Source organism: Streptomyces violascens (assembly GCF_014649955.1).
GTDB classification, from domain to species: Bacteria; Actinomycetota; Actinomycetes; order Streptomycetales; family Streptomycetaceae; genus Streptomyces; species Streptomyces violascens.
This window is the reverse complement of sequence record NZ_BMUA01000023.1, coordinates 70,743-94,521: the sequence shown is the minus strand read 5'-3', so window position 1 is coordinate 94,521 and position 23,779 is coordinate 70,743. Positions and strand designations below refer to the sequence as shown.

At 71.8% G+C, this 23,779-nt stretch carries 21 protein-coding genes; 7 read left to right on the top strand and 14 right to left on the bottom strand.

Going from position 1 to position 23,779, the window contains the following annotated elements:
- Positions 1-218: 218 nt before the first annotated feature.
- The gene (locus IE206_RS32255) at positions 219-539 is read right to left on the bottom strand and encodes a hypothetical protein (RefSeq protein ID WP_189968422.1); all 321 of its coding nucleotides are present in this window, start codon (positions 537-539) and stop codon (positions 219-221) included.
- Between the two features lie 441 nt (positions 540-980).
- On the opposite strand from IE206_RS32255, the gene IE206_RS32250 reads away from it, so the two are divergent.
- Entirely contained in the window at positions 981-1,502 is a 522-nt protein-coding gene (locus IE206_RS32250) for a universal stress protein (protein WP_114036721.1), read from the top strand.
- 165 nt (positions 1,503-1,667) lie between these two features.
- Complete coding sequence (locus IE206_RS32245; protein ID WP_189968420.1) at positions 1,668-2,237, top strand: GPR1/FUN34/YaaH family transporter; 570 nt, start codon at positions 1,668-1,670, stop codon at positions 2,235-2,237.
- Between the two features lie 95 nt (positions 2,238-2,332).
- On the opposite strand, the gene glmS is transcribed toward IE206_RS32245, so the two are convergent.
- The 3 genes from glmS to IE206_RS32230 form a co-directional block, all read right to left on the bottom strand.
- A complete protein-coding gene (gene glmS, locus IE206_RS32240; protein WP_189968418.1) occupies positions 2,333-4,150 on the bottom strand; it encodes a glutamine--fructose-6-phosphate transaminase (isomerizing) in 1,818 nt (605 codons plus the stop codon).
- A 67-nt stretch (positions 4,151-4,217) separates the two neighbouring features.
- Positions 4,218-4,499, bottom strand: coding sequence for a hypothetical protein (locus tag IE206_RS32235; protein ID WP_053723696.1), 282 nt, complete (start codon positions 4,497-4,499; stop codon positions 4,218-4,220).
- 121 nt (positions 4,500-4,620) lie between these two features.
- Positions 4,621-5,493, bottom strand: a complete 873-nt coding sequence (locus tag IE206_RS32230; protein ID WP_189968416.1) for a DUF4429 domain-containing protein — start codon at positions 5,491-5,493, stop codon at positions 4,621-4,623.
- A gap of 176 nt (positions 5,494-5,669) precedes the next feature.
- Between IE206_RS32230 and IE206_RS32225 the strand changes: the two genes are divergently transcribed.
- Positions 5,670-7,262, top strand: a complete 1,593-nt coding sequence (locus tag IE206_RS32225) for a beta-N-acetylhexosaminidase (RefSeq protein WP_189968414.1) — start codon at positions 5,670-5,672, stop codon at positions 7,260-7,262.
- A 142-nt stretch (positions 7,263-7,404) separates the two neighbouring features.
- Here IE206_RS32225 and IE206_RS32220 read toward each other — a convergent pair whose 3' ends face one another.
- The 7 genes from IE206_RS32220 to IE206_RS32190 form a co-directional block, all read right to left on the bottom strand.
- On the bottom strand, positions 7,405-8,436 hold the full coding sequence (locus tag IE206_RS32220; RefSeq protein ID WP_189968412.1) for an ABC transporter substrate-binding protein: 1,032 nt from the start codon (positions 8,434-8,436) through the stop codon (positions 7,405-7,407).
- A gap of 133 nt (positions 8,437-8,569) precedes the next feature.
- Positions 8,570-9,217 carry a GNAT family N-acetyltransferase gene (locus IE206_RS32215; protein ID WP_189968410.1) on the bottom strand — a complete coding sequence of 216 codons (648 nt, stop codon included), beginning with the start codon at positions 9,215-9,217 and terminating at the stop codon, positions 8,570-8,572.
- A gap of 58 nt (positions 9,218-9,275) precedes the next feature.
- Complete coding sequence (locus IE206_RS32210; RefSeq protein ID WP_189968408.1) at positions 9,276-9,473, bottom strand: hypothetical protein; 198 nt, start codon at positions 9,471-9,473, stop codon at positions 9,276-9,278.
- A 112-nt stretch (positions 9,474-9,585) separates the two neighbouring features.
- Positions 9,586-10,746, bottom strand: a complete 1,161-nt coding sequence (locus tag IE206_RS32205) for an acyl-CoA dehydrogenase family protein (RefSeq protein ID WP_189968406.1) — start codon at positions 10,744-10,746, stop codon at positions 9,586-9,588.
- Positions 10,747-10,748: 2 nt separating this feature from the next.
- A complete protein-coding gene (locus IE206_RS32200) occupies positions 10,749-11,684 on the bottom strand; it encodes a hydroxymethylglutaryl-CoA lyase (protein ID WP_189968404.1) in 936 nt (311 codons plus the stop codon).
- Positions 11,681-13,651: an ATP-binding protein gene (locus IE206_RS32195; protein WP_189968402.1), complete on the bottom strand. Its 1,971-nt coding sequence runs from the start codon at positions 13,649-13,651 to the stop codon at positions 11,681-11,683. Before IE206_RS32195 ends, IE206_RS32200 begins: the two co-directional genes overlap by 4 nt.
- 41 nt (positions 13,652-13,692) lie before the next feature.
- Positions 13,693-15,300: a carboxyl transferase domain-containing protein gene (locus IE206_RS32190; RefSeq protein ID WP_189968400.1), complete on the bottom strand. Its 1,608-nt coding sequence runs from the start codon at positions 15,298-15,300 to the stop codon at positions 13,693-13,695.
- A gap of 110 nt (positions 15,301-15,410) precedes the next feature.
- On the opposite strand from IE206_RS32190, the gene IE206_RS32185 reads away from it, so the two are divergent.
- The gene (locus IE206_RS32185; RefSeq protein ID WP_189968397.1) at positions 15,411-16,007 is read left to right on the top strand and encodes an SACE_7040 family transcriptional regulator; all 597 of its coding nucleotides are present in this window, start codon (positions 15,411-15,413) and stop codon (positions 16,005-16,007) included.
- 83 nt (positions 16,008-16,090) lie between these two features.
- Positions 16,091-16,861 carry a phosphatase gene (locus tag IE206_RS32180; RefSeq protein WP_189968395.1) on the top strand — a complete coding sequence of 257 codons (771 nt, stop codon included), beginning with the start codon at positions 16,091-16,093 and terminating at the stop codon, positions 16,859-16,861.
- 368 nt (positions 16,862-17,229) lie between these two features.
- Here IE206_RS32180 and IE206_RS32175 read toward each other — a convergent pair whose 3' ends face one another.
- The 3 genes from IE206_RS32175 to IE206_RS32165 all read right to left on the bottom strand — a co-directional run bounded on the left by IE206_RS32175 (position 17,230) and on the right by IE206_RS32165 (position 20,887).
- The gene (locus tag IE206_RS32175; RefSeq protein WP_189968393.1) at positions 17,230-18,102 is read right to left on the bottom strand and encodes an acyl-CoA thioesterase; all 873 of its coding nucleotides are present in this window, start codon (positions 18,100-18,102) and stop codon (positions 17,230-17,232) included.
- Positions 18,103-18,136: 34 nt separating this feature from the next.
- On the bottom strand, positions 18,137-19,294 hold the full coding sequence (locus tag IE206_RS32170) for an acyl-CoA dehydrogenase family protein (protein ID WP_189968391.1): 1,158 nt from the start codon (positions 19,292-19,294) through the stop codon (positions 18,137-18,139).
- A gap of 69 nt (positions 19,295-19,363) precedes the next feature.
- Positions 19,364-20,887, bottom strand: a complete 1,524-nt coding sequence (locus tag IE206_RS32165) for a PucR family transcriptional regulator (protein ID WP_189968389.1) — start codon at positions 20,885-20,887, stop codon at positions 19,364-19,366.
- A 194-nt stretch (positions 20,888-21,081) separates the two neighbouring features.
- Here IE206_RS32165 and speB point away from each other — a divergent pair, with 194 nt between their 5' ends.
- Together speB and IE206_RS32155 are read left to right on the top strand one after the other, a co-directional pair.
- Positions 21,082-22,050 (top strand): agmatinase, encoded by a 969-nt coding sequence (gene speB / locus IE206_RS32160; RefSeq protein WP_189968387.1) that lies wholly within the window; start codon positions 21,082-21,084, stop codon positions 22,048-22,050.
- A complete protein-coding gene (locus IE206_RS32155) occupies positions 22,050-23,720 on the top strand; it encodes a thiamine pyrophosphate-binding protein (protein ID WP_189968385.1) in 1,671 nt (556 codons plus the stop codon). The genes speB and IE206_RS32155 overlap by 1 nt, the downstream gene beginning before the upstream one ends.
- Positions 23,721-23,779 lie beyond the last annotated feature (59 nt).

Below are 23,779 nucleotides of genomic sequence, written 5' to 3'. Positions count from 1 at the left end.
AAGGCAACTTGGCGCGAAGCTTTCGATCACGAAGCGTTTCATCCGTGAGCCCCGCAGGGGAAGTGCGCCTCATGGGGATGGCCCGTACCCGTATGGTGCCAGAGGCCGCAATGGTCCTTTCCTCCCTGGTGGCAAGGGGGTTGGCAGGCCATTGGGCCAGGGAATCCGCCACCGGGGGAAGTTGGCCGAAAACATACGGGTCCTGGTGTGCGAACGACTCACCCCACGGGTGTACATCCCCCTCGGTGACGCCCACCGCGATGCGGCGCCGGAGCCGGTCGGGCGTGCCGTCCGGACGGCGGAACCGGCGGCCGCGCCCGTTCCTCGGCGGCCGCCCGCTCGGACTGGCGGAGCAGCAGCCGGCACGCCGCGGTCACGGCCGTCAGGCCGATGGCGGAGCCGGCCGCCCCTGCGAACGAGGACCCGTAGACGATGAGCACCACGGGGACGAGCACACAGCTGAAGGCGGCCCAGCGGACGACGTCCCCCGCCGGGTCGGCCGGGGGGCGGGCGGCCGCCCAGAGTGGTTCGGTGTTCACGGACCGGTTGGTACGTACGGATTCAGCCGCGGACGATACTCCGGGCGGGCGGTGACGGGGGCCGGGCCGGGCGGCGGCGGAGTGGTGGACGGCCGGGGGAGCGGGCACGAGGGGGTGCTTCCTGATCGGGGTCGGGCGAGATCACGCCTCTAACGCGGAAGCGGTCGGTCCAGTAACTGAAAGATCATCGGTGCGGCGGCGGAGACCGGCCGCGCGGGACCGCTGTAAAGGGCACCGGGCATTGCCATCCGGGGCCGCCTCGTGCATGCTCCGGGGAACGCCGAGTAGGTTCGGCGGCTCTGGGCAGGAGAGGAGTGTCGCCGTACCCTTGGGGGTATGGGGTTGGGAAGATGATTCCCGGACACAGCTCCGCCGCCGAATCGTTGTTGCTCACTTGTCCCCGCTGTCCCCCGACTGAGGACCTCCTTCGCCGAGACACCCATGGCCGGTCACGAATTCTCCGAACCCGCGGACCGCAAGCAGGTAGCCGACCCCACGTCGGACCTCCAGGCGGCGACAGAACCACGACACTCCTGCGATCCCGCATTCCGGCACGGCGTCGTCGTCGGCTTCGACGGCTCGACGTCCAGTGAACGGGCTCTCGCCTACGCCATCGGCATGGCCAAGCGGTCCGGCTCAGGGCTGATCATCGTCCATGTCGCCAACCGGCTGCCCACCACGGTGTGGGCGGGCTGCGAGCCGCCGGTCTTCGTCGATGTCCCCGACCACCGCACCGAGGTGCTCGGACTCGAACTCGCCTGCGCCGACTATCTCGCCGAGGTCCCCTGGATCCTGGTCGAGCGCGGCGGCGACATCTGCCACGAACTGGAAGAGGTCGGGCGCGAGTACGCGGCGGACGCGATCGTCGTCGGCTCCACCCACGGCCTCGTCGGGCGGATCTTCGGCTCGGTCGCCGGCCGCCTCGCGCGGCGTGCGCAGCGCCCCGTCGTCGTCATCCCGTAATCGGGCGTTGTCCCAGTTGAGACCGGCGTGATGTTTCGCTGATGAAGCGTCAACTTCCTTTGTGTGCAGGCGAATCTACCGATGCGTAGGGGTGGATTGTGCCCTTGTGAAGGGTAGATAAAGGTCGCTGGGAAGCAGCACAACTGCACATGAAGGGAGCCCGCCGTGGACAACGAAGTTCCCGCGGGAAGCACCACCTCCACTCTCGGTCACCTCGCACTCGGACTCACTCTGCTGGCCTTCGGCCTCGGCAACACCCGCGTGATCGACGGCGTGACGGTGGCCGACTCGGTATCGATCGCGACCTACGTCGGCGGCATCGGCCTGTTCGTCCTCGGCGTCCTCGCCTTCCGCGATCAGGACGCGTTCACCGGCACCGCCTTCGCCGGCCTGGGCGCCTTCTGGTTCACCTGGGCCGCGGGCGCGAACACCAAGTTCTCGGCCAACGCGGCCGGCCTCTTCCTGGTCCTCTTCGCACTCCTGGCGCTGAGCCTGGCGGCGGGTTCGGCGGGCGCCGGCCTCTTCCGGCAGGGCACGTACGGACTGCTCTTCCTCGCCCTGGTGCTCATGGCCATCGGCCAGTTCGCCGACAGCTCCTCGCTCGGCAAGGTGGCCGGCTGGGTGGCCACGGTCGCGGGCGCCGCGGCCTGGTACGGGGCGACGGCCTCGCTCGCCAAATGGCCCACCGCCCTGCCCCGACGCGCTGCCGGCCGGGGGGTGACGGCCACCGGCTGAACGGCAGCCGCAGGCCGGTGCCTGGGCAGCACCGGCACGCAGAAGGGCGACCCCCGCCCGGTGGGACGGGGGTCGCCCTTTTCTGTGCGCAGGGACTACTCGACCGTGACCGACTTGGCCAGGTTGCGCGGCTTGTCGATGTCGCGGCCCATCGCCAGCGCCGTGTGGTACGCGAAGAGCTGGAGCGGGATGCCCATGAGGATCGGGTCCAGCTCGTTCTCGTTCTTCGGCACGACGATGGTGTGGTCGGCCTTCTCCTGGTTCTGGTGCGCGACCGCGAGGATGCGGCCGCTGCGGGCCTTGATCTCCTCCAGGGCGGCGCGGTTCTTCTCCAGGAGGTCGTCGTTGGGGACGATGGCGACCGTCGGCAGCGCGGGCTCGATCAGCGCGAGCGGGCCGTGCTTCAGCTCGGAGGCGGGGTAGGCCTCGGCGTGGATGTAGGAGATCTCCTTGAGCTTCAGGGAGGCCTCCAGGGCGACCGGGTAGCCGCGCACACGCCCGATGAACATCATCGACTGGGCGCCCGCGTACTCCTTGGCCAGCTTCTCGATCTCCGGCTCCATGGCCAGGATCTCCTCGATCTGGCCGGGCAGCTTGCGCAGGCCCTCGATGATCCGCTTGCCGTCGGCCACCGACAGGTCGCGGATCCGGCCGAGGTGCAGCGCGAGCAGCGCGAACGCGACGACCGTGTTGGTGAAGCACTTGGTGGAGACGACGCAGACCTCGGGCCCGGCGTGCACGTAGGTGCCGCCGTCCGCCTCGCGGGCGATCGCCGAGCCGACGACGTTCACGACGCCGAGCACGCGGGCGCCCTTGCGCTTGAGCTCCTGCACCGCCGCGAGCACGTCGTACGTCTCACCGGACTGCGAGACCGCGATGTACAGGGTGTCGGGGTCCACGACCGGGTTGCGGTAGCGGAACTCGGAGGCCGGCTCGGCGTCCGCGGGGATGCGGGCGAGCTCCTCGATGAGGCCGGCGCCGATCAGACCCGCGTGGTACGAGGTGCCGCAGCCGAGGATCTTGATGCGGCGCACGCCGCGCGCCTCGCGGGCGTCCAGGTTCAGGCCACCGAGGTGAACGGTCGAGAACCGGTCGTCGATGCGGCCGCGCAGGACCCGGTCGACGGCCTCGGCCTGCTCGCTCATCTCCTTGTGCATGTACGTGTCGTGGCCGCCCATGTCGTAGGAGGCGGCCTCCCACTCGACGGTCTCGGGGGTGGTGTTGGTGAGCGTGCCCGAGGTCGTGTACGTCCGGAAGTCGTCGGCCTTCAGGGTCGCCATCTCGCCGTCGTTGAGGGTGACGACCTGGCGGGTATGGGCGATCAGCGCGGCGACGTCGGAGGCGACGAGCATCTCCTTCTCGCCAATGCCGAGGATGACCGGGGAGCCGTTGCGGGCGACCACGATGCGGTCGGCGAAGTCGGCGTGCATCACGGCGATGCCGTAGGTGCCCTCGATGACCTTGAGCGCCTCGCGGACCTTCTCCTCCAGGGAGTCGGCCAGGGAGCGGGCGATCAGGTGCGTGATGACCTCGGTGTCGGTCTCGGAGGCGAAGACGACGCCCTCGGCCTCCAGCTTGGCGCGCAGCTCGGCGGCGTTGTCGACGATGCCGTTGTGGACGACCGCGACCTTGTTCTCGGGGTCGAGGTGCGGGTGGGAGTTCACGTCGGAGGGGGCGCCGTGGGTGGCCCAGCGGGTGTGGGCGATGCCCGTGGTGCCGGCGAAGCGCTTGGGGACGCGGGCCTCCAGGTCGCGGACGCGGCCCTTGGCCTTGACCATCTTCAGGGCCCCGGACTTGGGGGTGTTGACGACCATGCCCGCGGAGTCGTAACCCCGGTACTCCAGTCGCTGCAGGCCTTCCAGCAGCAGCGGAGCCACATCACGCTTACCGATATAACCGACGATTCCGCACATAAAGTCTCTGCCCCTCCATCGATGTACAAGCGATGTACAAAAGTTTCCGCGGTGCCGCGAAGCCTGCTCAGCCGTAGACGATGCGGCGCAGCTGCCGGAGCGAGAGCTCCGGTGGCGCCACGGCGCGGTGCGGCAGCTCTGCCGCGATCCGCTCGAAGATCTCCGCGTTCACGGCGCCCCCGGACTGCAGTTCACGGTGGCGCCGACGGACGAATTCCTCGCACGTCTCGTCGAAGTACGCCAGCACCTCGAGCACCACCCGGGCCGCTTCACCGCGCTGGAGCGCGGTGCTGCGCACCAGATGATCTACGAGGTCGTCGTGGGACGACGGGTTGCGGCGTTCGAGCACCCGTCGATATTGCGGGCTGGCGGGGTCATACGCAAGAATCCTGCCCGATTCCGGGCAGGATTCACATGATCACGCGTCTGGTCTGGACCAGAAGGGGTCGTTCCCGGTCACCGCCTGGGCCTCACAGGCGCTTGAGGACCGCCTGCTTGGCGGCCGTGAACTCGTCGGCCGTCAGAATGCCGCTCTGGTGCAGCTCCCCGAGCTCGCGCAGGCGGCGCAGCAGTACGTCGTGGTCCTCGGCGGGCGCGGCTTCCAGGGACTTGGGGGCGGCGGGTGCCGGTTCCCGGTGCGGGGCGTTCGGGTGCGGCATCCGCACCACCACCGCCGAGGCGAGCAGCGCCATCAGCGGATCCTTCTTGAAGCCGTTGAGCTCGACCGCCATCGGGTCGTGCTTGGGGTCGAGCCGCGGGGCGTTCGGGCTGGTGACGAAGCGCAGATAGCCGTCGCTCAGGCCGCGCGCGGGCTGCCAGGAGACCCCCGTCAGCTCGTCGAGGGGCAGGGTGACCGGCCCGGCCGCCGTCTTTCTGTCGTCGGTGTGCCAGGTCCACTCCAGGTGCACGGTGCGCCCGTCGAAGGTGACCGTCGCATCGCCCGCGCCCACCGTCATCGGCAGCGAGGGCCCCGGCAGGAGATAGCTGTCGACGGGCCCGTCCGGCACCTCGTCGAGCAGCAGGGCGTTGCGCACCTCGTCCACCATGTATTCGGCCACGGCCGCCGTCCGGGTCTCCACGGTCAGGGCGTACGGGTCCGCGGAGTCCGGCAGCTTTCCGCCGGTGACCTGGAGCAGCGGATCCGCCCCGTCCCGCAGCCGCAGCCTGAGCCGCCCCGTCTTGCGCCCCGGTTCGTACGCGATGCCCGCCACCGCCCGCAGCGGCACCGCTATCTCCCCGAGCGTCCGCTGGAGCAGGCCGACCGACTTGTCGCTGCCCGGCACGATCCGCAGCGTTTCGCCGTCGAAGACCCAGGTGCCGTCCTTCTGGATGATTTCCGCCATGCGGGGATTGTTTCACCGACCTCCGCCGTGATGATCGACTTGCGGACATCGGGCGGTTCCGGTACTCCCTGCGGTGCCGCTCTTCACCTTGACCCCGGGTGGGATCCCCGGTCCCATGGGAAGTGTTCGGTTGCTCGGCCCCCACAGTTGCGCGACCCCTTGGAAGGGAACCGCTTGTGAGACAGAGACAGCGCAGGACATTCGCCCGGCTCCTCGGCTCCCTGATCCTCGTGGCGGCCGCCGGGTTCGCCGGCATCGGGGCCTCGGCGGCCCCCGCGGCGGCGGGTGCGCCCCACCCGCTCGGCCAGATCGTGCCCGCCCCCGCCTCCGTATCCGCCGGCGGCACCGCGTACACCATCGGCTCGGCCACCAGGATCAGAGTCGCCCCGGGCTCGCCCGACGCCCAGCGCATCGGCGACTACCTGGCGGGCGTCCTCCGCCCCTCCACCGGGTACAAGCTGCCGGTCACCAGCGCGGCGGGCAGCGACGGGATCCGGCTGCTGCTCGGCGCCGGTGACCAGGGCCTCGGCGACGAGGGCTACCGGCTCGCCTCGGGCGGCGGCTCGCTCACCGTCACCGCCAACAAACCCGCCGGGCTCTTCCACGGCGTCCAGACGCTGCGGCAGCTGCTGCCCGCGGCCGTGGAGAAGCGGACGAAGCAGACCGGCCCCTGGAAGGTCGCGGGCGGCACGATCACCGACTCCCCGCGCTATGCCTACCGGGGCGCGATGATCGATGTGTCGCGGCACTTCTTCACCGTCGACCAGGTCAAGCGGTACATCGACCAGCTCGCCCTCTACAAGATCAACGAGCTGCATCTGCACCTCAGCGACGACCAGGGCTGGCGCATCGCCGTCGACTCCTGGCCCAGGCTCGCCACGTACGGCGGCCAGACGCAGGTCGGCGGCGGCAAGGGCGGCTACTACACCAAGGCCGACTACCAGGCGATCATCGCCTACGCCTCCTCCCGCTATCTGGAGGTCGTCCCCGAGATCGACACCCCGGGACACACCAACGCGGCCCTCGCCTCCTACGCCGAGCTCAACTGCAACGGCGTCGCGCCCCCGCTGTACACCGGCACCAACGTCGGCTTCAGCTCGCTGTGCGTGCCCAAGGACGTGACGTACAAGTTCCTCGACGACGTGGTGCGCGAGGTCGCAGCGCTCACGCCCGGGCGGTACGTCCACATCGGCGGCGACGAGGCGCACTCCACCTCGCACGCCGACTACGTCAGCTTCATGGACAAGGCCCAGCCGGTCGTCGGCAAGTACGGCAAGACCGTGATGGCCTGGCACCAGATCGCCGGGGCCACCCCGGTGGAGGGGGCCGTCGCCCAGTACTGGGGCACGCTCGGCAACGAGACGGACGTCGCCGCGGCGGCGCAGGCCGGCACGAGGCTCGTCATGTCGCCCGCCAACCACGCCTACCTCGACATGAAGTACGACGCGAAGTCCCCGCTCGGCACCAGTTGGGCCGGGTACGTCGACGTCGACAAGTCCTACGCGTGGGATCCGGACACCTTCATCGCGGGGGTGCCGGCGAAGGCCGTGCTGGGTGTCGAGGCGCCGATCTGGTCGGAGACGCTGACGAATTCCTCCCAGATCGAGTACATGGCGTTCCCGCGGCTGCAGGGGATCGCGGAGATCGGGTGGTCACCGGCGGCCACGCACGACTGGGCGTCGTACAAGACCCGGCTCGCGCAGCAGGGGCCGCGGATGACGGCGCTGGGGATCAACTTCTACCGGTCGCCCGTGGTGCCGTGGGTCTGACGGCGGTTTGATCCCCCGCCCGCCCCTTCCCCAGACCCTCCGGGGGCGCGGTTCGGGTGCGGACGGCGGTTCCCGGGGCTCTGCCCGAGGACCGCTCCTCGATCGCCGGAGGGGCTGGATTCGTCCCTCCGGCGATCAGAGGTCAGGCGACCTTCTTCGCCTTCTCGATGGCCTGGGCGAGCGCGTCGACGATGGGGGCGACGCGCGCGTAGGAGTAGATCGGCTCGGTCAGGCGCGGCAGGACCTGGCCGGCCTTGACCGCGGGCAGCTGCCCCCAGGTCGGCTTGCCGGCGAGGTCGCCCGGCTGAAGCGTGCCGGTGCGGTTGTCCATGAGGATCAGGTCCGCCGGGTACTTGGCGACGTTCTCCCAGCTGAGCGACTCGAAGAAGCCCTGCGAGTCGACTTTCGGGGTGACGAACCCGACGCCCAGCTCCTGGAAGTACCGGGTGTCGCAGCTGCGCTTGGCCTCGGAGACGTAGAACAGGTCCGGGCTCGCCGAGCCGAGCAGCACCCGGATCCCGGGGTTGGCCTTCGCTGCGGCGCGCAGCCGGGCGGAGGCCTTCTCGAAGGCGGCCTTCGCGTCGGTGACCTTCTTCGCGTTCACGTCGGCGCCCAGGGACTTGGCGAGGTCCACGCGACGCTGAAGGGCCGCGGGCATGCTCTGGTCGGCCGCCCACAGGGCCACGCTCGGGGCCAGCTTGAGGATCTTGTCCTTGCTGTTGTCCGGCACGTACCAGAGGACGTCCTTCTGCCACATGTCCGTGATCAGCACGTCCGGCTGGAGCGCCGCGTACTTCTCGACGCTGAACTCGCCGTAGGTGTTGCCGATGATCTCGACCTTGGTGATGTCGAGGTCGCCGGCCTGCACATCGGCCTTGCCGTCCTTCGTCCTGGTCGGTCCGAAGACGCCCTTGACCTGGATCCCGTAGTCCAACAGGGCGGCCGCGGTGCCGGTGAAGGCGACGACGTTCTTCGGCAGGGACTTGGTCTCGGCGCTCTGGCCGCGGTCGTCCTTGAACGACCAGGGGCCGGACTTGGCCGTCGTCCCGCCGTCCGCCGAGCCGCTCTTCTTGTCACCGCCCCCGCACGCGGTCAGCGCGGTACCGATGCCGATCGCGCCGCCCATGGCCAGCAGGCCGCGGCGGGTGGGCAGGGACGCTCGGGCGAAGGGCATGACGGGGTCCGCTTTCATACGTACGTGCCGGGAACCGGCCACGGGCTGGTGCGAAGCCAGGTTAGCCTAACCTCACCTTCCGTCCAGTGGCCGGTTCGGAGTGGCCCGCCGAGCGGCCGTCCAGGTCGCCGAACTACACGCCGAACTCCGACCGGCACGCGTCGAGCCCCACCACACGTACGTCCACGGTGCGACGGCGCTCCCACTCCGCGCGCTCCAGGCGGAGCCTTTGCAGGGTGACCGGACGGTCCCGTGCGACGGCGGTGTCGAGGCCGTTGTCCCGGTAGCCGAGGCGGCGCGAGACGCCGAGGGAGCGCGGGTTGTCGGTCATCGCGGCCGAGACCGCGGCGCGGGCGCCGAGCCCGGCGAACGCCAAGTGCAGGGCGGCCGCCCGCATTTCGGTGCCGATGCCCCGGCCCTGATGGGCAAGGCCCAGCCAGGAGCCCGTCTCGACCTCGCGGGTCACCGCGAAGGAGCTCGCCATCAGGTCCTGGCGGCCGACCACCTCGCCCTCGTGCAGCACGGCGAGGCTCAGCGTCCAGTCGCCGGCGGACCAGTTCGCGATGGTGGCGAGTACGTGCTGGTAGACGGCGCGGCCTCGGTCGGTGGGGGAGCCGTCGGTCCAGGGGAAGGTGAAGGGCATGCGGTCCGGTGCGTGCACTCCGTCCGCCGCCGCCCGGGCGAGATCGGGCAGCAACTCCATGTCGGGCAGGCGCAGTTCGAGGCGGGGGGTGTGTATGCGGAGGCCGTACAGCGGCCACCAGGCGGTGTGGGGGTTCATGCGCCGACTGTGCCGGGAGGACTCTGCGCTGTCGATCGATTTGGTTACGCCCTCGGTGCTACCGCCCGAGCAGCGAGGCCTGCCGGGCCAGCGGCGCGTACGTGAACCGCACCTTGTGCGAGGGGCTCGGCTCGTACGTCCGCAGACACGCCACGCAGTGCCAGTGCCAGCGGTCGGCGGCGCCCGGCGCCGTGGCCGAGGTGTCCTTCCACAGCGGGGGACGGCTCGCGCAGCTGGGGCAGTTCGGGGGGTTCACCCTGACAGGGTGCGGCCCCGGGAACCCGAGGGCGGTGACGACGCGAGCGTCACCACTCCTTCGGGGGACCCGGGGCGCAGGGGCAGGCCCTTCGAGGACCGGGCCGCAAAGGTCAGGAAGGCAGCCCCAGTTCACGGGCGATCAGCATCCGCTGCACCTCGCTCGTGCCCTCGCCGATCTCCAGGATCTTGGAGTCGCGCCACATGCGGGCCACCGGGTACTCGTTCATGAAGCCGTACCCGCCGAAGATCTGCGTGCCCTCGCGGGCGTTGTCGACCGCCACCGTCGAGGAGTACAGCTTCGCGAGCGCCGCCTCCTTCTTGAACGGCTCGCCGTGCACCAGACGGGACGCGGCGTCGCGCCAGCCGACCCGCGCCATGTGGGCCCGCAGCTCCATGTCGGCGATCTTGAACTGGATGGCCTGGTTGTCGCCGATCGGCCGGCCGAAGGCGTGCCGCTCCTTCGCGTACTTCACCGACTCGTCGACACAGCCCTGGGCCAGGCCCGTCGCGAGCGCCGAGATCGCGATGCGGCCCTCGTCCAGGATGCGCAGGAACTGGGCGTACCCGCGGCCCTCCTCGCCGAGCAGGTTCGCCACCGGGACGCGTACGTCCGAGAAGGCCAGCTCACGGGTGTCGGAGGCGTTCCAGCCGACCTTCGAGTACGGGGCCGCGACCGTGAAGCCCGGGGTGCCCGACGGGACGATGATCGAGGAGATCAGCGGGCGGCCGTCCTCCTTGCGGCCGGTGACCGCGGTGACGGTGACCAGGCCCGTGATGTCCGTACCGGAGTTGGTGATGAAGCACTTCGAGCCGTTGATGACCCACTCGTCGCCGTCGCGCACCGCGGTGGTGCGGGTGCCGCCCGCGTCCGAGCCGCAGTCCGGCTCGGTCAGGCCGAACGCGCCCAGCATCTCGCCCGAGCAGAGCTTCGGCAGCCACGCGCGCTTCTGCTCCTCCGTACCGAACCGGAAGATCGGCATCGCGCCCAGCGAGACGCCCGCCTCCAGGGTGATGGCCACCGACGAGTCGACGCGGGCCAGCTCCTCCAGGGCGATGCCGAGCGCGAGGTAGTCGCCGCCCATGCCCCCGTACTCCTCGGGGAAGGGAAGCCCGAACAGGCCCATGCGGCCCATCTCGCGGATGATCTCGTACGGGAACTCGTGGCGCTCGTAGAAGTCGCCGATCTTCGGGGCGACGACGTCGTGGGCGAACTCCTCGACGGTACGTCGGAGTTCCTCGTGCTCGGGGGTGAGGCGGTGGTCGAGGGGCATGGCTACGACTCCTGGTGGGAGAGGGCACGTACGGTGCGGGAGGGGCTGGGGCGGCCCAGCTGGTCGGCCATCCACACGCTGGTGGCGGTGAGCAGGCCGAGGTCGACCCCGGTGTCGATACCGAGGCCCTGGAGCATCCACACGAGGTCTTCGGTGGCGAGGTTTCCGGTGGCGGACTTGGCGTAGGGGCAGCCGCCGAGGCCGCCGGCCGAGGCGTCGACGGTGCTCACGCCGTGCTGGAGGGCGGCGAGCGTGTTGGACAGGGCCTGGCCGTAGGTGTCGTGGAAGTGCACCCCGATGGCGCTGGTGGGCACGCCCTCCTCGTTGAGCTCGGCGAGCAGGGTCTGCACGTGCGCGGGGGTGGCCACGCCGATGGTGTCGCCCAGGCTCAGCTCGTCGCAGCCCATGTCCATCAGGGCCTTGGCGACGCGGACCACCTGCTGCACGGGCACCGCGCCTTCCCACGGGTCGCCGAAGCACATCGACAGATAGCCCCGCACATGGGCCCGGTCGGCCTTGGCGCGGGCGACGACCGGCTCGAACATGGCGAGCGACTCGTCGACGGTGCGGTTCAGGTTGGCCTTGGCGAAGGACTCGGTGGCGCTGGCGAACACCGCGATCCGGTGCGCGCCGAGGGCGAGGGCCCGGTCCAGACCCCGCTCGTTCGGCACGAGGACGGGGAGCGCCACGTCCGACAGGTCGCCGAGCATGGGGAACAGCTGCTCCGCGTCGGCGAGTTGGGGCACCCACTTGGGGTGTACGAAGCTCGTCGCCTCGACGGTGGTCAGGCCCGCCGCGGCCAGGCGGTGCACGAACTCCGCCTTGACCTCGGTCGGCACGACCGACTTCTCGTTCTGCAGCCCGTCGCGCGCCCCCACCTCGTGGATGCGGACACGGGCCGGGAGGTCCTGCGCCGGGACGACCATGGGGAGCGTCATGAGGTCTTCTCCTCGGGGGTTTCCCGGGCCGTCTCCTGCGCGGCGGGCGTGACGACGGCCAGGACCTGGTCCATGGCCACCGTCGAGCCCGGGGTGACGTCGAGTTCGGTGACCGTGCCCGCGTGCGGGGCGGAGATGACGTGCTCCATCTTCATCGCCTCGACCACCAGCAGGCTCTGCCCGGCGTCGACTTCGTCGCCGACCGCCACCTTGACGACGGTGACCGTGCCCGGCATGGGCGCGGCCAGCGTGTCGGCGCCGCCGTGCGCCTTGCCGGTCAGGGCGGCCTCGACGGGGTCGTGGTCGGCGACGTGCCAGCTGTCGCCGTCCCGGCCGAGCCAGGCGCCGGCCCGGTGGAAGGTGTGGGTGACGCCGTCGAGCTCGACGGTGACCCGGTCCCGCTCGACCCGGCCGGACCCGCAGGCGCGTACCGGCTCGTTGCCGGGCACCCTCAACCAGTGGGCGAGCGGGGCGGGTTCGCCGCCCATCCGCCACCCGCTCGGCACCGAGAACGGGTCGGTCCAGCCCTCGGCCGGGGCGGGCCGCAGTGCGTCGAGCCGGACGGCCGCGGCCGCCGTGTACACCTCGTCCGGCACGCCGTCCGGGACGAGCGAATCCGCCTCGCGCTCCACCAGGCCCGTGTCCAACTCGCCTGCCACCACGGCGGGGTGGGCCAGGAGGCGGCGCAGGAACCCGGCGTTCGTGGGCACGCCGAGCGTCACCGTGTCGGCGAGCGCCGCGCGCAGCTTGCGCAGGGCGGTCGCGCGGTCGGGCCCGTACGCGATCACCTTGGACAGCATCGGGTCGTACAGGCTGCCGACCTCGGTGCCCTCGCTCAGCCCCGAGTCCGTACGGATGCCGTCGCCCTGCGGCTCGCGCAGGCTCAGGACCGTACCGCCGGAGGGCAGGAAGCCGCGTGCGGGGTCCTCGGCGCAGATGCGGGCCTCGATGGCGTGGCCGGTGAGGGTGATGTCCTTCTGCTCGTACGGGAGTTGCTCGCCCGCCGCGACCCTCAGCTGCCACTCCACCAGGTCCACGCCGGTGATCAGCTCGGTCACCGGGTGCTCGACCTGGAGGCGGGTGTTCATCTCCATGAAGTAGTACGAGGCGGGGTCGTTGCCCGGCACGATGAACTCGACCGTGCCCGCGCCCGAGTAGCCGCACGAGCGGGCCGCCTGGACGGCCGCCTCGCCCATCGCGGCGCGGGTCGCCTCGTCGAGCAGAACGCTGGGCGCCTCCTCGATGATCTTCTGGTGGCGGCGCTGGAGCGAGCACTCGCGCTCGCCGAGGTGGATCACATGGCCGTGGCCGTCGGCCAGGACCTGGATCTCGATGTGGCGCGGCCGGTCGATCCACCGCTCGACGAGTAGCGTGTCGTCGCCGAACGAGGCGCGGGCCTCGCGGCGGGCGGCCGCGATCTCGTCGCCGATCAGCGCCTCGTCGCGGACCAGGCGCATGCCCTTGCCGCCGCCGCCCGCGCTCGGCTTGAGGAGCACCGGCATGCCGATCTCCCGTGCCGCGTCGGCGAGTTGGCCGTCCGTCAGGCCGCTGCCCGAGGAGCCCGGCACGACCGGGACCCCGGCCACCTGCACGGTCTCCTTGGCGCGGATCTTGTCGCCCATCAGGGAGATCGCCTCGGCGGGCGGGCCGATGAAGACCAGGCCGGCCTCGGCGCAGGCGTGGGCGAACGCCGCGTTCTCGGCGAGGAAGCCGTAGCCCGGGTGGACGGCCTGGGCGCCGGTGCGCAGCGCCGCCTCGACGAGTCGCTCGGGGCGCAGATAGCTCTCGGACGCCGCGGCGGGGCCGATGCGCACCGCCGTGTCCGCCTCCCGGACGTGGCGGGCGTCGGCGTCGGCGTCGCTGAAGACGGCGACCGAGCGGATGCCCAGCCGGCGCAGGGTGCGGATGACGCGGACCGCGATCTCGCCCCGGTTGGCGACGAGCACGGTCGTGAACAGGGGAGCCATGGGAGCCCTCACCGTAGAAGACATGGAAGACATGGGTGTCGTCACATCCGGAAGACGCCGAAGGCGGGGTCGGCGAGCGGGGCGTTGGCGCAGGCGGTCAGGGCCAGGCCCAGGACCTGGCGGGTGTCGACCGGGTCGATCACGCCGTCGTCCCAGAGCCGGGCCGTCGCGTAATAGGCGTTGCCCTGGGTCTCGTACTGCTCGCGGATGGGGGCCTTGAAGGCCTCCTCGTCCTCGGCGCTCCAGTCGTCCCCCAACTGGTCGCGCTTGACCGTCGCGAGGACGGATGCGGCCTGTTCGCCGCCCATCACCGAGATCTTGGCGTTGGGCCACATCCACAGGAAGCGGGGGCTGTAGGCCCGGCCGCACATCGAGTAGTTGCCCGCGCCGTACGAGCCGCCGACGACGACGGTCAGCTTCGGCACCCGCGTGCAGGCGACCGCCGTCACCATCTTCGCGCCGTGCTTGGCGATGCCGCCCGCCTCGTAGTCACGGCCGACCATGAAGCCCGAGATGTTCTGGAGGAACACCAGCGGGATGCCGCGCTGGTCGCACAGCTCGATGAAGTGCGCGCCCTTCTGGGCGGATTCGGAGAACAGGATGCCGTTGTTGGCGACGATGCCGACCGGGTGGCCGTGGATCCGCGCGAACCCGGTGACCAGCGTCTGCCCGAACTCCGACTTGAACTCCTGGAAGCGCGAGCCGTCGACGACCCGGGCGATCACTTCCCGTACGTCGTAGGGCGTGCGCGAGTCGACGGGCACCGCGCCGTACAGACCGAACGGGTCGGCCTTCGGCTCCTCGGCGGGCTCGACCGACCAGGGCAGCGCGCCGCGGTCGGGCAGCGTGGCCACGATGTTGCGGACGATCCTCAGCGCGTGCGCGTCGTCCTCGGCCAGGTGGTCGGTGACGCCCGAGACGCGCGAGTGGACCTCGCCGCCGCCGAGCTCCTCGGCCGTGACGACCTCGCCGGTCGCCGCCTTCACCAGCGGGGGGCCGCCCAGGAAGATCGTGCCCTGGTTGCGGACGATCACGGCCTCGTCGCTCATCGCCGGGACGTACGCACCGCCCGCCGTGCACGAGCCGAGGACGGCGGCGATCTGCGGGATGCCCGCGCCGGACATCCGGGCCTGGTTGTAGAAGATCCGCCCGAAGTGCTCGCGGTCGGGGAAGACCTCGTCCTGCATCGGCAGGAACGCACCGCCCGAGTCGACCAGGTAGAGGCAGGGGAGGCGGTTTTCGAGCGCCACCTCCTGGGCGCGCAGGTGCTTCTTCACCGTCATCGGGTAGTACGTGCCGCCCTTGACGGTGGCGTCATTGGCGACGATCACGCACTCGCGGCCGCTGACCCGGCCGATCCCGGCGATCACCCCGGCGGCCGGCGCCTGCCCGCCGTACATGCCCTCGGCGGCCAGCGGGGCCAGCTCCAGGAAGGGCGAGCCGGGGTCCAGAAGGGTGTCCACGCGGTCCCTCGGCAGCAGCTTGCCGCGCGCGACATGCCGCTCGCGGGACCGCTCGCCCCCGCCGAGCCGGGCCGCGGCGAGCTTCGCCCGCAGCTCCTCGCCGAGCGCGCGGTGCGCCGCCTCGTTGGCCCGCCAGGCCTCGGAGGCGGGATCGGCCGCACTCCCCAGGACCGGTGCCTGCTGCATCGTGTCGAGCCCCCTTGCCCGTACGCGGCGACGTCAACGGATGTTAATGACCGTTAACTCGTTTCCCTCAGGTTAACGAGCGCTAACCGCGTTGTCTAGAATGAATTCCCATGAGCACCCGTACCGACGCCCCTACCCGCCGCGAGCAGATCCTGCGCGAGGCCGCGCGCCTCTTCGCCGAGCGCGGTTTCCACGGCGTCGGCGTCGACGAGATAGGGGCTGCGGTCGGCATCAGCGGCCCCGGCCTGTACCGGCACTTCGCGGGCAAGGACGCGATGCTGGCCGAGCTGCTCGTCGGCATCAGCGGGCGGCTGTACGACGGCGGGCGCAAGCGGGTCACCGAGGCGGCGGGCGACCCCGAGCGCCTCCTCGGCGCGCTCATCGACGGGCACATCGACTTCGCGCTCGACGACCGGGCGCTGATCACCCTGCACGACCGCGAACTCGACCGGCTCCGCGACAGCGACCGCAAGCTGGTGCGCCAGCTCCAGCGGCAGTACGTCGAGCTGTGGGTCGGCGTCGTACGCGAGCTGTACCCGGCGGTGCCGGAGGCCGAGGTGCGCGGGGCGGTGCATGCGGTGTTCGGCCTGCTCAACTCGACGCCCCACCTGGGGACTTACGGCACCGGTCTTCCCGGCCGCGCCGCCACCGAGGCACTCCTTCGCCGTCTGGCCCACGGGGCCTTCGCATCCCTGGACGCGCACTGAGCCTCTTCCGCCGCGCCTCGAAGCCCCGTCCGGTGCGCGGAACGGCCCGGCCGGGGGCGGCGTCGGCGGGGCAGAATGGCCGCATGCCGATACCCAGCCGTGCCGCCCTCGTCGACCACCTAGTCCGCACCCGTATCGCCGGTGACGTCGCCACGCCTCGCGACAACAACCTCTCCCACTACCGCAAGCTCGCCAACGGCGACCGCCACTACTGGCTGGGCCTGGAGCTGGGGGACCGCTGGAGCGACGAGCAGGACGTCCTTGCCGTCATGGCCGAGCGCTGCGGAGTCGTCGACGACCCGGAGCACCGCACCGGGCAGGACACCATCGACCCCGAGCTCACGGTGGACGGCCTGGACCGGATGGCGGCGCGGCTGCGGAAGGCGGCGGCGGGGCGGGAGCGGGTGCTGTTCGCCACGGGGCACCCCGGCGCGCTCATCGACGTGCACAGCCGCACGGCCGCCGGGCTGCGGGCGGCCGGCTGCGAGATCGTACGGATCCCGGGCGGGCTCACTGCCGACGAGGGGTACGTCGTCCAGTTCGCGGACGTGGCCGTCTTCGAGCGGGGTGCGTCCCTGTGGCACACCCACTCCCCGGAGCCGATGCGGGCGATCCTGTCGGCCCTGGACACGCCGCCGGACCTGGTGGTCGCGGACCACGGGTGGGCGGGGTGCGCGGGGCAGCACGGGGTGGATGCGATGGGGTACGCGGACTCCAACGACCCCGCGCTGTTCCTGGCGGAGGCGGAGGGGACGCTCCAGGTGACCGTTCCCCTGGACGACCACGTCCTGGACCCGCGCTTCTACGAGCCGATGACGGCGTATCTGCTGGACGCGGCGGGCCTTGAGGCCTGACCCCGGCCCCCTGGGGGCTGCGCCCCCAGACCCCCGGCGGGTTGCCCACCCGCCCGTCCGTGACGGGGGTTGGATGAGCTGAACCGGGGAACGACCGGCGGGTGCTGGGCGGCCTACAGGGGCGCGGGGAACTGCGCGACCAGCCACGCACGGTCCGCGGGCGAAGGCGGGTTCAGGGGCGCGGGGAGCAGCGCGAGCAACCACGCACGGTCCGCGGTCGAAGCGCGTCGAGGGTTCGGGGCGCAGCCCGGGAGGCCCGCGTTGCACCCAGCTGGGGGCGCGGGGAACGGCGTGAGCGGCCGTCCGGCCTCCGGCGGGTCGGGGCGCAGCCCGGGGCGCCCGCCCCGCACCCCCGCAGGGCCGCGGCGTCAGCGGGGGACGCGGACCACGCCCTCCTGGATCACCGTGATCGCCAGGCGGCCGTCCTGCGTGTAGATGCGGGCCTGGCCAAGGCCCCGCCCGCCGGACGCCGACGGGGACTCCTGGTCGTACAGGAGCCACTCGTCGGCGCGGAACGGCCGGTGGAACCACATCGCGTGGTCCAGCGAGGCGCCCACCACGTCGCCCACCGCCCAGCCGCCGCGCCCGTGGGCGAGCAGGACCGAGTCGAGCAGGGTCATGTCGGAGACGTAGGTGGCCAGGCAGACGTGCAGCAGAGGGTCGTCGGCCAGCTTGCCGTTCGTGCGGAACCACACCTGCGAGCGCGGCTCGCGCGGGGTGCCGACGGTGCCCCACGGCGGCGCGTCCACGTATCGCAGATCCACGGCCGCGCGGGCCTCGATGAGCCGGTCCACCACACCCGGCTCGTGGAAGGCGTCCGCGTGGCGCGGCAGCATCTCGGCGGCCGTGGGCAGCGACTCCGGGTCCGGCGCCGGGGGCATGCCCGCCTGGTGCTCCATGCCCTCCTCGTACGTCTGGAACGACGCGGAGAGGTGGAAGATCGGCTGGCCGTGCTGGATGGCGACGACGCGGCGGGTCGTGAAGGAGGCCCCGTCGCGGATGCGGTCGACCGTGTAGACGATCGGCGCGCCCGGGTCCCCCATGCGCAGGAAGTACGCGTGGAGGGAGTGGGCCATCCGGTCGGCGGGCACGGTGCGGCCCGCGGCGACCAGCGCCTGGGCCGCGACCTGGCCGCCGAAGACGCGCGGCACGAGCGCCGAGCGCGACTGGCCGCGGAAGATGTCCTCCTCGATCCGCTCCAGGTCGAGCAGATCGAGGAGGCTCTCAAGTGCCTTGTGCATGAGGGTAGTTGTACAGGTCGGCCGGTGGCCGTCCCTACAGCCCCATGTCCTTGGCGATGATCGACTTCATGATCTCGCTGGTGCCGCCGTAGATCCGGTTCACGCGGTTGTCGGCGTACAGACGGGCGATCGGGTACTCGTTCATGAAGCCGTAGCCGCCGTGCAGCTGGAGGCAGCGGTCGATGACGCGGTGCGCGACCTCGGTGCAGAACAGCTTCGCGGACGCGGCCTCGGCCGGGGTCAGCTCGCCCGCGTCCAGGGCCTCCAGGGCGCGGTCGGCGACGGCCTCGGCGGCGTCCACCTCGGCCTGGCAGGCGGCCAGCTCGAACTTGGTGTTCTGGAAGGACGCGACCGGCTTGCCGAAGACGGTGCGGTCCTGCACGTACTCCTTGGCGAACCGGACGGCCGCCTTGGCCTGGGCGTACGCGCCGAACGCGATGCCCCAGCGCTCGGAGGCGAGGTTGTGGCCGAGGTAGTAGAAGCCCTTGTTCTCCTCGCCGAGCAGGTCCTCGACGGGCACCTTCACGTCGACGAACGCCAGCTCGGCGGTGTCGGAGGTCTTCAGGCCGAGCTTGTCGAGCTTGCGGCCGATGGAGTAGCCCTCGGACTTGGTGTCCACCGCGAAGAGGGAGATGCCGTGGCGGCGGTCCTCGGCGGAGGGGGCGTCGGTGCGGGCGCAGACGATCACGCGGTCGGCGTGGACGCCACCGGTGATGAAGGTCTTGGAGCCGTTGAGGACGTAGTGCGAGCCGTCCTCGGAGAGCTTGGCGGTGGTCTTCATGCCCGCGAGGTCGGAGCCGGTGCCCGGCTCGGTCATCGCGAGGGCCCACATCTCCTCGCCGGAGACGAACTTCGGCAGGAAGCGCTTCTTCTGCTCGTCGGTGGCGAGCATCTTGATGTACGGCAGGCCGAGCAGCACGTGCACGCCGGAGCCGCCGAACTGGACGCCCGCGCGGGCCGTCTCCTCGTACATGACGGCCTCGAACTTGTACGAGTCGATGCCGGCGCCGCCGAACTCCTCGTCCACGCGGATGCCGAAGACGCCGAGCTCGGCGAGCTTGTAGTAGAAGTCGCGCGGCACGATGCCGTCGGCGAACCACTCGTCGTAGACCGGGACGACCTCGGCCTCGATGAAGGCGCGCAGGGTCTCCCGGAACGCCTCGTGGTCTTCGTTGAATACCGTACGGCGCACGGACGCCCTCCTCGGCTCGCAAATTTGGCTAAGCGCTTGCTCAGGTTGAAATACGAAGTTACCCGGCAGTCACTCTCGATGTCCAGAGTGAGACTCAGCACTTCTGAGCGCCAGCCAGAGCTCCGTGCGTACGTCCATGTCGTCGAGATCCACGCCGAGCAGCGCCGCCGCGCGGCCGATCCGCTGGCGCACGGTGTTGCGGTGCACCCCCAGCGCGACCGCGCTGCGGTCCCAACTGCCGTGCAGCGAGAGCCAGGCGCGCAGCGTGGTGCGCAAGGGGTCGCTGAGCGGGGCGAGCAGGTGGTGTGCGTACGCGGCGGCCTCCTCCGGGTTCATCAGCGCCCCGAATCCGGCGGGGCGGTGCCGGGTGAGGGGGGTACGGGTCGCCTCCGCGCGTTCCAGGGCCCTGGCTGCCTGGGTGTCGGCGACGGCCAGCCCCGCGAGGGCGGCGGGGGCGCTGACGCCGAGGGTCCAGCCGGGGTGCGCCGTGACCTCCCGGTCGGCGGGTACGAGGGCTCGCAGGTGCTGCCCGCCCGCGTCGACCAGGGGGGTCCCGAGGTCGGGCGGGGCGCCTTGCCCCCGGGCCTGCACGACGACCCAGGGGCCCTCGCCGAGCAGCGGTTCGGCCTCCTCGGGGGTGCCGCCGAGCAGGAGCCGCACGAGTGCGGCCGAACGGGCGGCTACGTCCGCGCCCTGCCGCTCCGCGGTGAGCAGCGTGAGGAGTACGGCCGCGACGCCGGCGATGGTGTGGTCGCCGGGGGCGCGGCGGGGGGTGGCGAGGGCGAGCACGCGGGGGCCGGCGAGGGCGTAGGCGGCGAGGTGGGTGCCGCCGAGGGTGTCGGTGGCAGTAAGGGCATGCGCCTTCGGCGGGTTCCCCCCGGACCCGGGGTCCGGGGCGGAGCCCCGTGTCCGGCGGGCCGCGGGCTCGTCGTCCCCCGGAGGATTCCGGGGAGGGGCGGGGTGGGGAATCTCCGCCTCCGGCGCCACCACCCCCGCCAGCCGCCCCACCGCATCCCGCACCGCGGCAGACGGCTCACCCCCCGCCGCATCCAGTACCGACCCCGCCGGGGTCACCAGAGCCGCCCACCCCCCGAGCCGCCCTGCGAGGACCCGCAGGACCGCCCCCACCGGCGCGGGCCGGGACGCCGCCGCGGCCAGCGCGCGCTGGGTCTCGTTCACGCGGCGCAGCTCGTCCTCGCGGGCCCGGGCCATCAGGAGCCACACCGCCCGTGCCACCCCGGAGAACGTCGTCTGCGGCGGCACCTCCAGCAAGGGGAGGCCGTGGCGTGCGCACGCCTGAACCAGGGCGTCCGGCACCGCGTCGTACACCGGGGCCACCCCGAAGCCCAGCGCCGCCGCCCCCGCCTCCACCACCCGGGACACGTACCGCTCGGGGTCGGCCAGCTGCACCCCGGCCGTCATGAGCAGCTCCCCGCCGAGGAGGTACGGATACGGGTCGGCCATCTCCGAGGTGTGCACCCAGCGGATGGACACCTCGGCCGGGCCCGCGAGCTGCCGCAGGCCCAGGTCGGCGCGGGCCAGCAGCGCGGTGAGCGCGATGGGGGGAGTGGGCGGGGCGGTCGGTTCCGGCATGTGGACGATCCATCCGTCAGCGGCGTCGGGAGTGGAGGAAACGTACACTTCAGTGTGGCTGCCCGGCCGCCTATGGTCGTGCCGACCGGCGCACGCGGGAGAGCGGACAGGCTCCGCGCGCCGCCGGACCCGGCCGGGCCGACGGCCCACCGGCCCGGGTCGCCACAACACGCTGAAAACGAAGGGCACTTCACATGAGCAGCAACGAAACGCCGCGCGGTCCGATCGACTCGTCCCGCATCCCGCGGTACGCCGGGCCCGCGACCTTCGCCCGGCTGCCCCGCCTCGACGAGGTCGGCACCGCCGATGTCGCCGTCGTCGGTGTGCCCTTCGACAGCGGCGTGTCCTACCGGCCCGGCGCCCGCTTCGGCGGCAACGCCATCCGCGAGGCCTCGCGCCTGCTGCGCCCGTACAACCCGGCCCAGGACGCCTCGCCCTTCGCGCTGGCCCAGGTCGCCGACGCCGGTGACATCGCGGCCAACCCGTTCAACATCAACGAGGCCGTCGAGACCATCGAGGCGGCCGCCGACGACCTGCTCGGCACCGGCGCCCGCATGATGACGCTCGGCGGCGACCACACCATCGCGCTGCCGCTGCTCCGCTCCGTCGCCAAGAAGCACGGCCCGGTCGCGCTGCTCCACTTCGACGCGCACCTCGACACCTGGGACACCTACTTCGGCGCCGAGTACACCCACGGCACCCCGTTCCGCCGGGCCGTCGAGGAGGGCATCCTCGACACCGAGGCGCTGTCCCACGTCGGCACGCGCGGCCCGCTGTACGGCAAGCAGGACCTGACCGACGACGAGAAGATGGGCTTCGGCATCGTCACCTCCGCCGACGTCTACCGGCGCGGCGCCGACGAGGTCGCCGACCAGCTCCGCCAGCGAATCGGCGAGCGCCCGCTGTACATCTCCATCGACATCGACTGCCTCGACCCGGCCCACGCGCCCGGCACCGGCACCCCCGAGGCCGGCGGCATGACCTCGCGCGAGCTCCTGGAGATCCTGCGGGGCCTGGCCTCCTGCAACCTGGTCTCCGCCGACGTCGTCGAGGTCGCCCCGGCCTACGACCACGCCGAGATCACCAGCGTGGCCGCCTCGCACACCGCCTACGAGCTGACGACGATCATGTCCCGCCAGATCGCGGCCTCCCGGACCGTGTGATGACCCACGACCACGACATCGTCCTGCGCCCCACCGCGGCGCAGACCGCGGCCGCGCTGAACCCGCCGCCCGGCCGCACCGGCGGTGACCTGGTCGTGGAGACGCTGGCCGGGCTCGGCGCGACCACCGTGTTCGGGCTGCCCGGCCAGCACGCGCTCGCCCTGTTCGACGCGGTGCGCCGCTCGGACCTCAGCTACATCGGGCTGCGGGTCGAGAACAACGCGGGCTTCGCGGCCGACGCGTACGGCCGGATCACCGGCGAGGCGGCCCCGCTGCTGCTCTCGACCGGCCCCGGCGCGCTGACGTCGCTCGCTGCCCTCCAGGAGGCGGCGGCCGCCTCCTCCCCGGTGATCGCGATCTCGAGTCAGGTCCCCACGGCGGGACTCGGCGGCGGGCGGCACGGCTATCTGCACGAGCTGCGCGACCAGAAGGCGTCGTTCCGTGACGTCGTGAAGTCCGTCCACACCGTGCGCGGCCAGTCGCAGATCCCGTCGGCGATCGCGGCCGCGTGGGAGTCGGCGCTGACCGCGCCGCACGGCCCGGTGTGGGTGGAGATCCCGCAGGACGTGCTGCTCGCCGAGACGGCGCTGCCCGTCGTCACGCCCATGGACGCCTTTCCCGAGGACATCGTCCCGCGCCCCGAACTGACGGCCGTGGCAGCCGAGTTGCTGTCCAAGGCGGCCCGTCCGGCGATCATCGCGGGCGGCGGGGTCGTACGCGCCGACGCCTCGGGCAAGCTGCTCGCGCTCGCCGAGAAGCTGGACGCGCCGGTCGTGACCACCTTCGGCGGCAAGGGCGCCTTCCCGTGGGAGCACCCCCTCTCGCTCCAGTCCTGGCTGGAGGACCGGCACACCACGGACTTCCTGGAGGACGCGGACGTCCTGCTCGTGGTCGGCTCCGGGCTCGGCGAGCTGTCGTCGAACTACCACACGTTCCAGCCGCGCGGCCGGATCGTCCAGATCGAGGCCGACCTCGGCAAGCTGGAGTCCAACCATCCGGCGCTCGGCATCCACGCGGACGCCCGCATCGCCCTCCAGGCCCTGCTCGAAACGGTCCCGGAGCGCACCGACGGGGCGGCAGCCGAGCGGGTACGGACCGTCCTGGCGAAGGTACGGGCCCGTATCGACGCCCAGGACCTCGGTGAGGAGCAGCGCATCCTCGCCGCGGTGCGCGAGGCCCTGCCCGCCGGGGCGCCCAGCTTCTGGGACATGACGATCCTCGCGTACTGGGCCTGGTCCGCCTGGCCCGGCGCGATGCACTCGGCGCAGGGCGCGGGGGGCCTCGGCTACGGCTTCCCGGCGGCGCTCGGCGCGGCCGTCGCCGACCCCGGCCACCCGGTCCTCGCGGTCTCCGGCGACGGCGGAGCCATGTACTCGATCGCCGAGCTCGCCACCGCCAGGCAGTACGGCCTGCCGGTCACCTGGCTGATCGTCGACGACGGCGGCTACGGCATCCTGCGCGAGTACATGACGGACACGTTCGGTGAGGCCGCGGCCACCGAGCTGGCCCGCCCGGACTTCGTCGCCCTCGCCGAGTCCTTCGGCGTCCCGGCGGTCCGTACGAGCCCGGACACCCTGACCGCCGACCTGTCCAAGGCGCTGGCCACCCCCGGCCCCTCGGTCGTCGTGCTGCCCGCCCTCCTGAAGATGTTCGCGCCGACGCACCTGTAGAACGCCTCGTGCGGTCCTGGTCCTTACGTCCCGTATTTGTTGCGGCGGGATGAAATCCG

Excerpts from the sequence above, each read along its gene's own strand:
- IE206_RS32250 (WP_114036721.1), top strand. The coding sequence starts at position 981 with ATGGCCGGTCACGAATTCTCCGAACCCGCGGACCGCAAGCAGGTAGCC.
- glmS (WP_189968418.1), bottom strand. The coding sequence starts at position 4,150 with ATGTGCGGAATCGTCGGTTATATCGGTAAGCGTGATGTGGCTCCGCTG.
- IE206_RS32230 (WP_189968416.1), bottom strand. The coding sequence starts at position 5,493 with ATGGCGGAAATCATCCAGAAGGACGGCACCTGGGTCTTCGACGGCGAA.
- IE206_RS32220 (WP_189968412.1), bottom strand. The coding sequence starts at position 8,436 with ATGCCCTTCGCCCGAGCGTCCCTGCCCACCCGCCGCGGCCTGCTGGCC.
- IE206_RS32215 (WP_189968410.1), bottom strand. The coding sequence starts at position 9,217 with ATGAACCCCCACACCGCCTGGTGGCCGCTGTACGGCCTCCGCATACAC.
- IE206_RS32205 (WP_189968406.1), bottom strand. The coding sequence starts at position 10,746 with ATGCCCCTCGACCACCGCCTCACCCCCGAGCACGAGGAACTCCGACGT.
- IE206_RS32200 (WP_189968404.1), bottom strand. The coding sequence starts at position 11,684 with ATGACGCTCCCCATGGTCGTCCCGGCGCAGGACCTCCCGGCCCGTGTC.
- IE206_RS32195 (WP_189968402.1), bottom strand. The coding sequence starts at position 13,651 with ATGGCTCCCCTGTTCACGACCGTGCTCGTCGCCAACCGGGGCGAGATC.
- IE206_RS32190 (WP_189968400.1), bottom strand. The coding sequence starts at position 15,300 with ATGCAGCAGGCACCGGTCCTGGGGAGTGCGGCCGATCCCGCCTCCGAG.
- IE206_RS32185 (WP_189968397.1), top strand. The coding sequence starts at position 15,411 with ATGAGCACCCGTACCGACGCCCCTACCCGCCGCGAGCAGATCCTGCGC.
- IE206_RS32180 (WP_189968395.1), top strand. The coding sequence starts at position 16,091 with ATGCCGATACCCAGCCGTGCCGCCCTCGTCGACCACCTAGTCCGCACC.
- IE206_RS32175 (WP_189968393.1), bottom strand. The coding sequence starts at position 18,102 with ATGCACAAGGCACTTGAGAGCCTCCTCGATCTGCTCGACCTGGAGCGG.
- IE206_RS32165 (WP_189968389.1), bottom strand. The coding sequence starts at position 20,887 with ATGCCGGAACCGACCGCCCCGCCCACTCCCCCCATCGCGCTCACCGCG.
- speB (WP_189968387.1), top strand. The coding sequence starts at position 21,082 with ATGAGCAGCAACGAAACGCCGCGCGGTCCGATCGACTCGTCCCGCATC.
- IE206_RS32155 (WP_189968385.1), top strand. The coding sequence starts at position 22,050 with ATGACCCACGACCACGACATCGTCCTGCGCCCCACCGCGGCGCAGACC.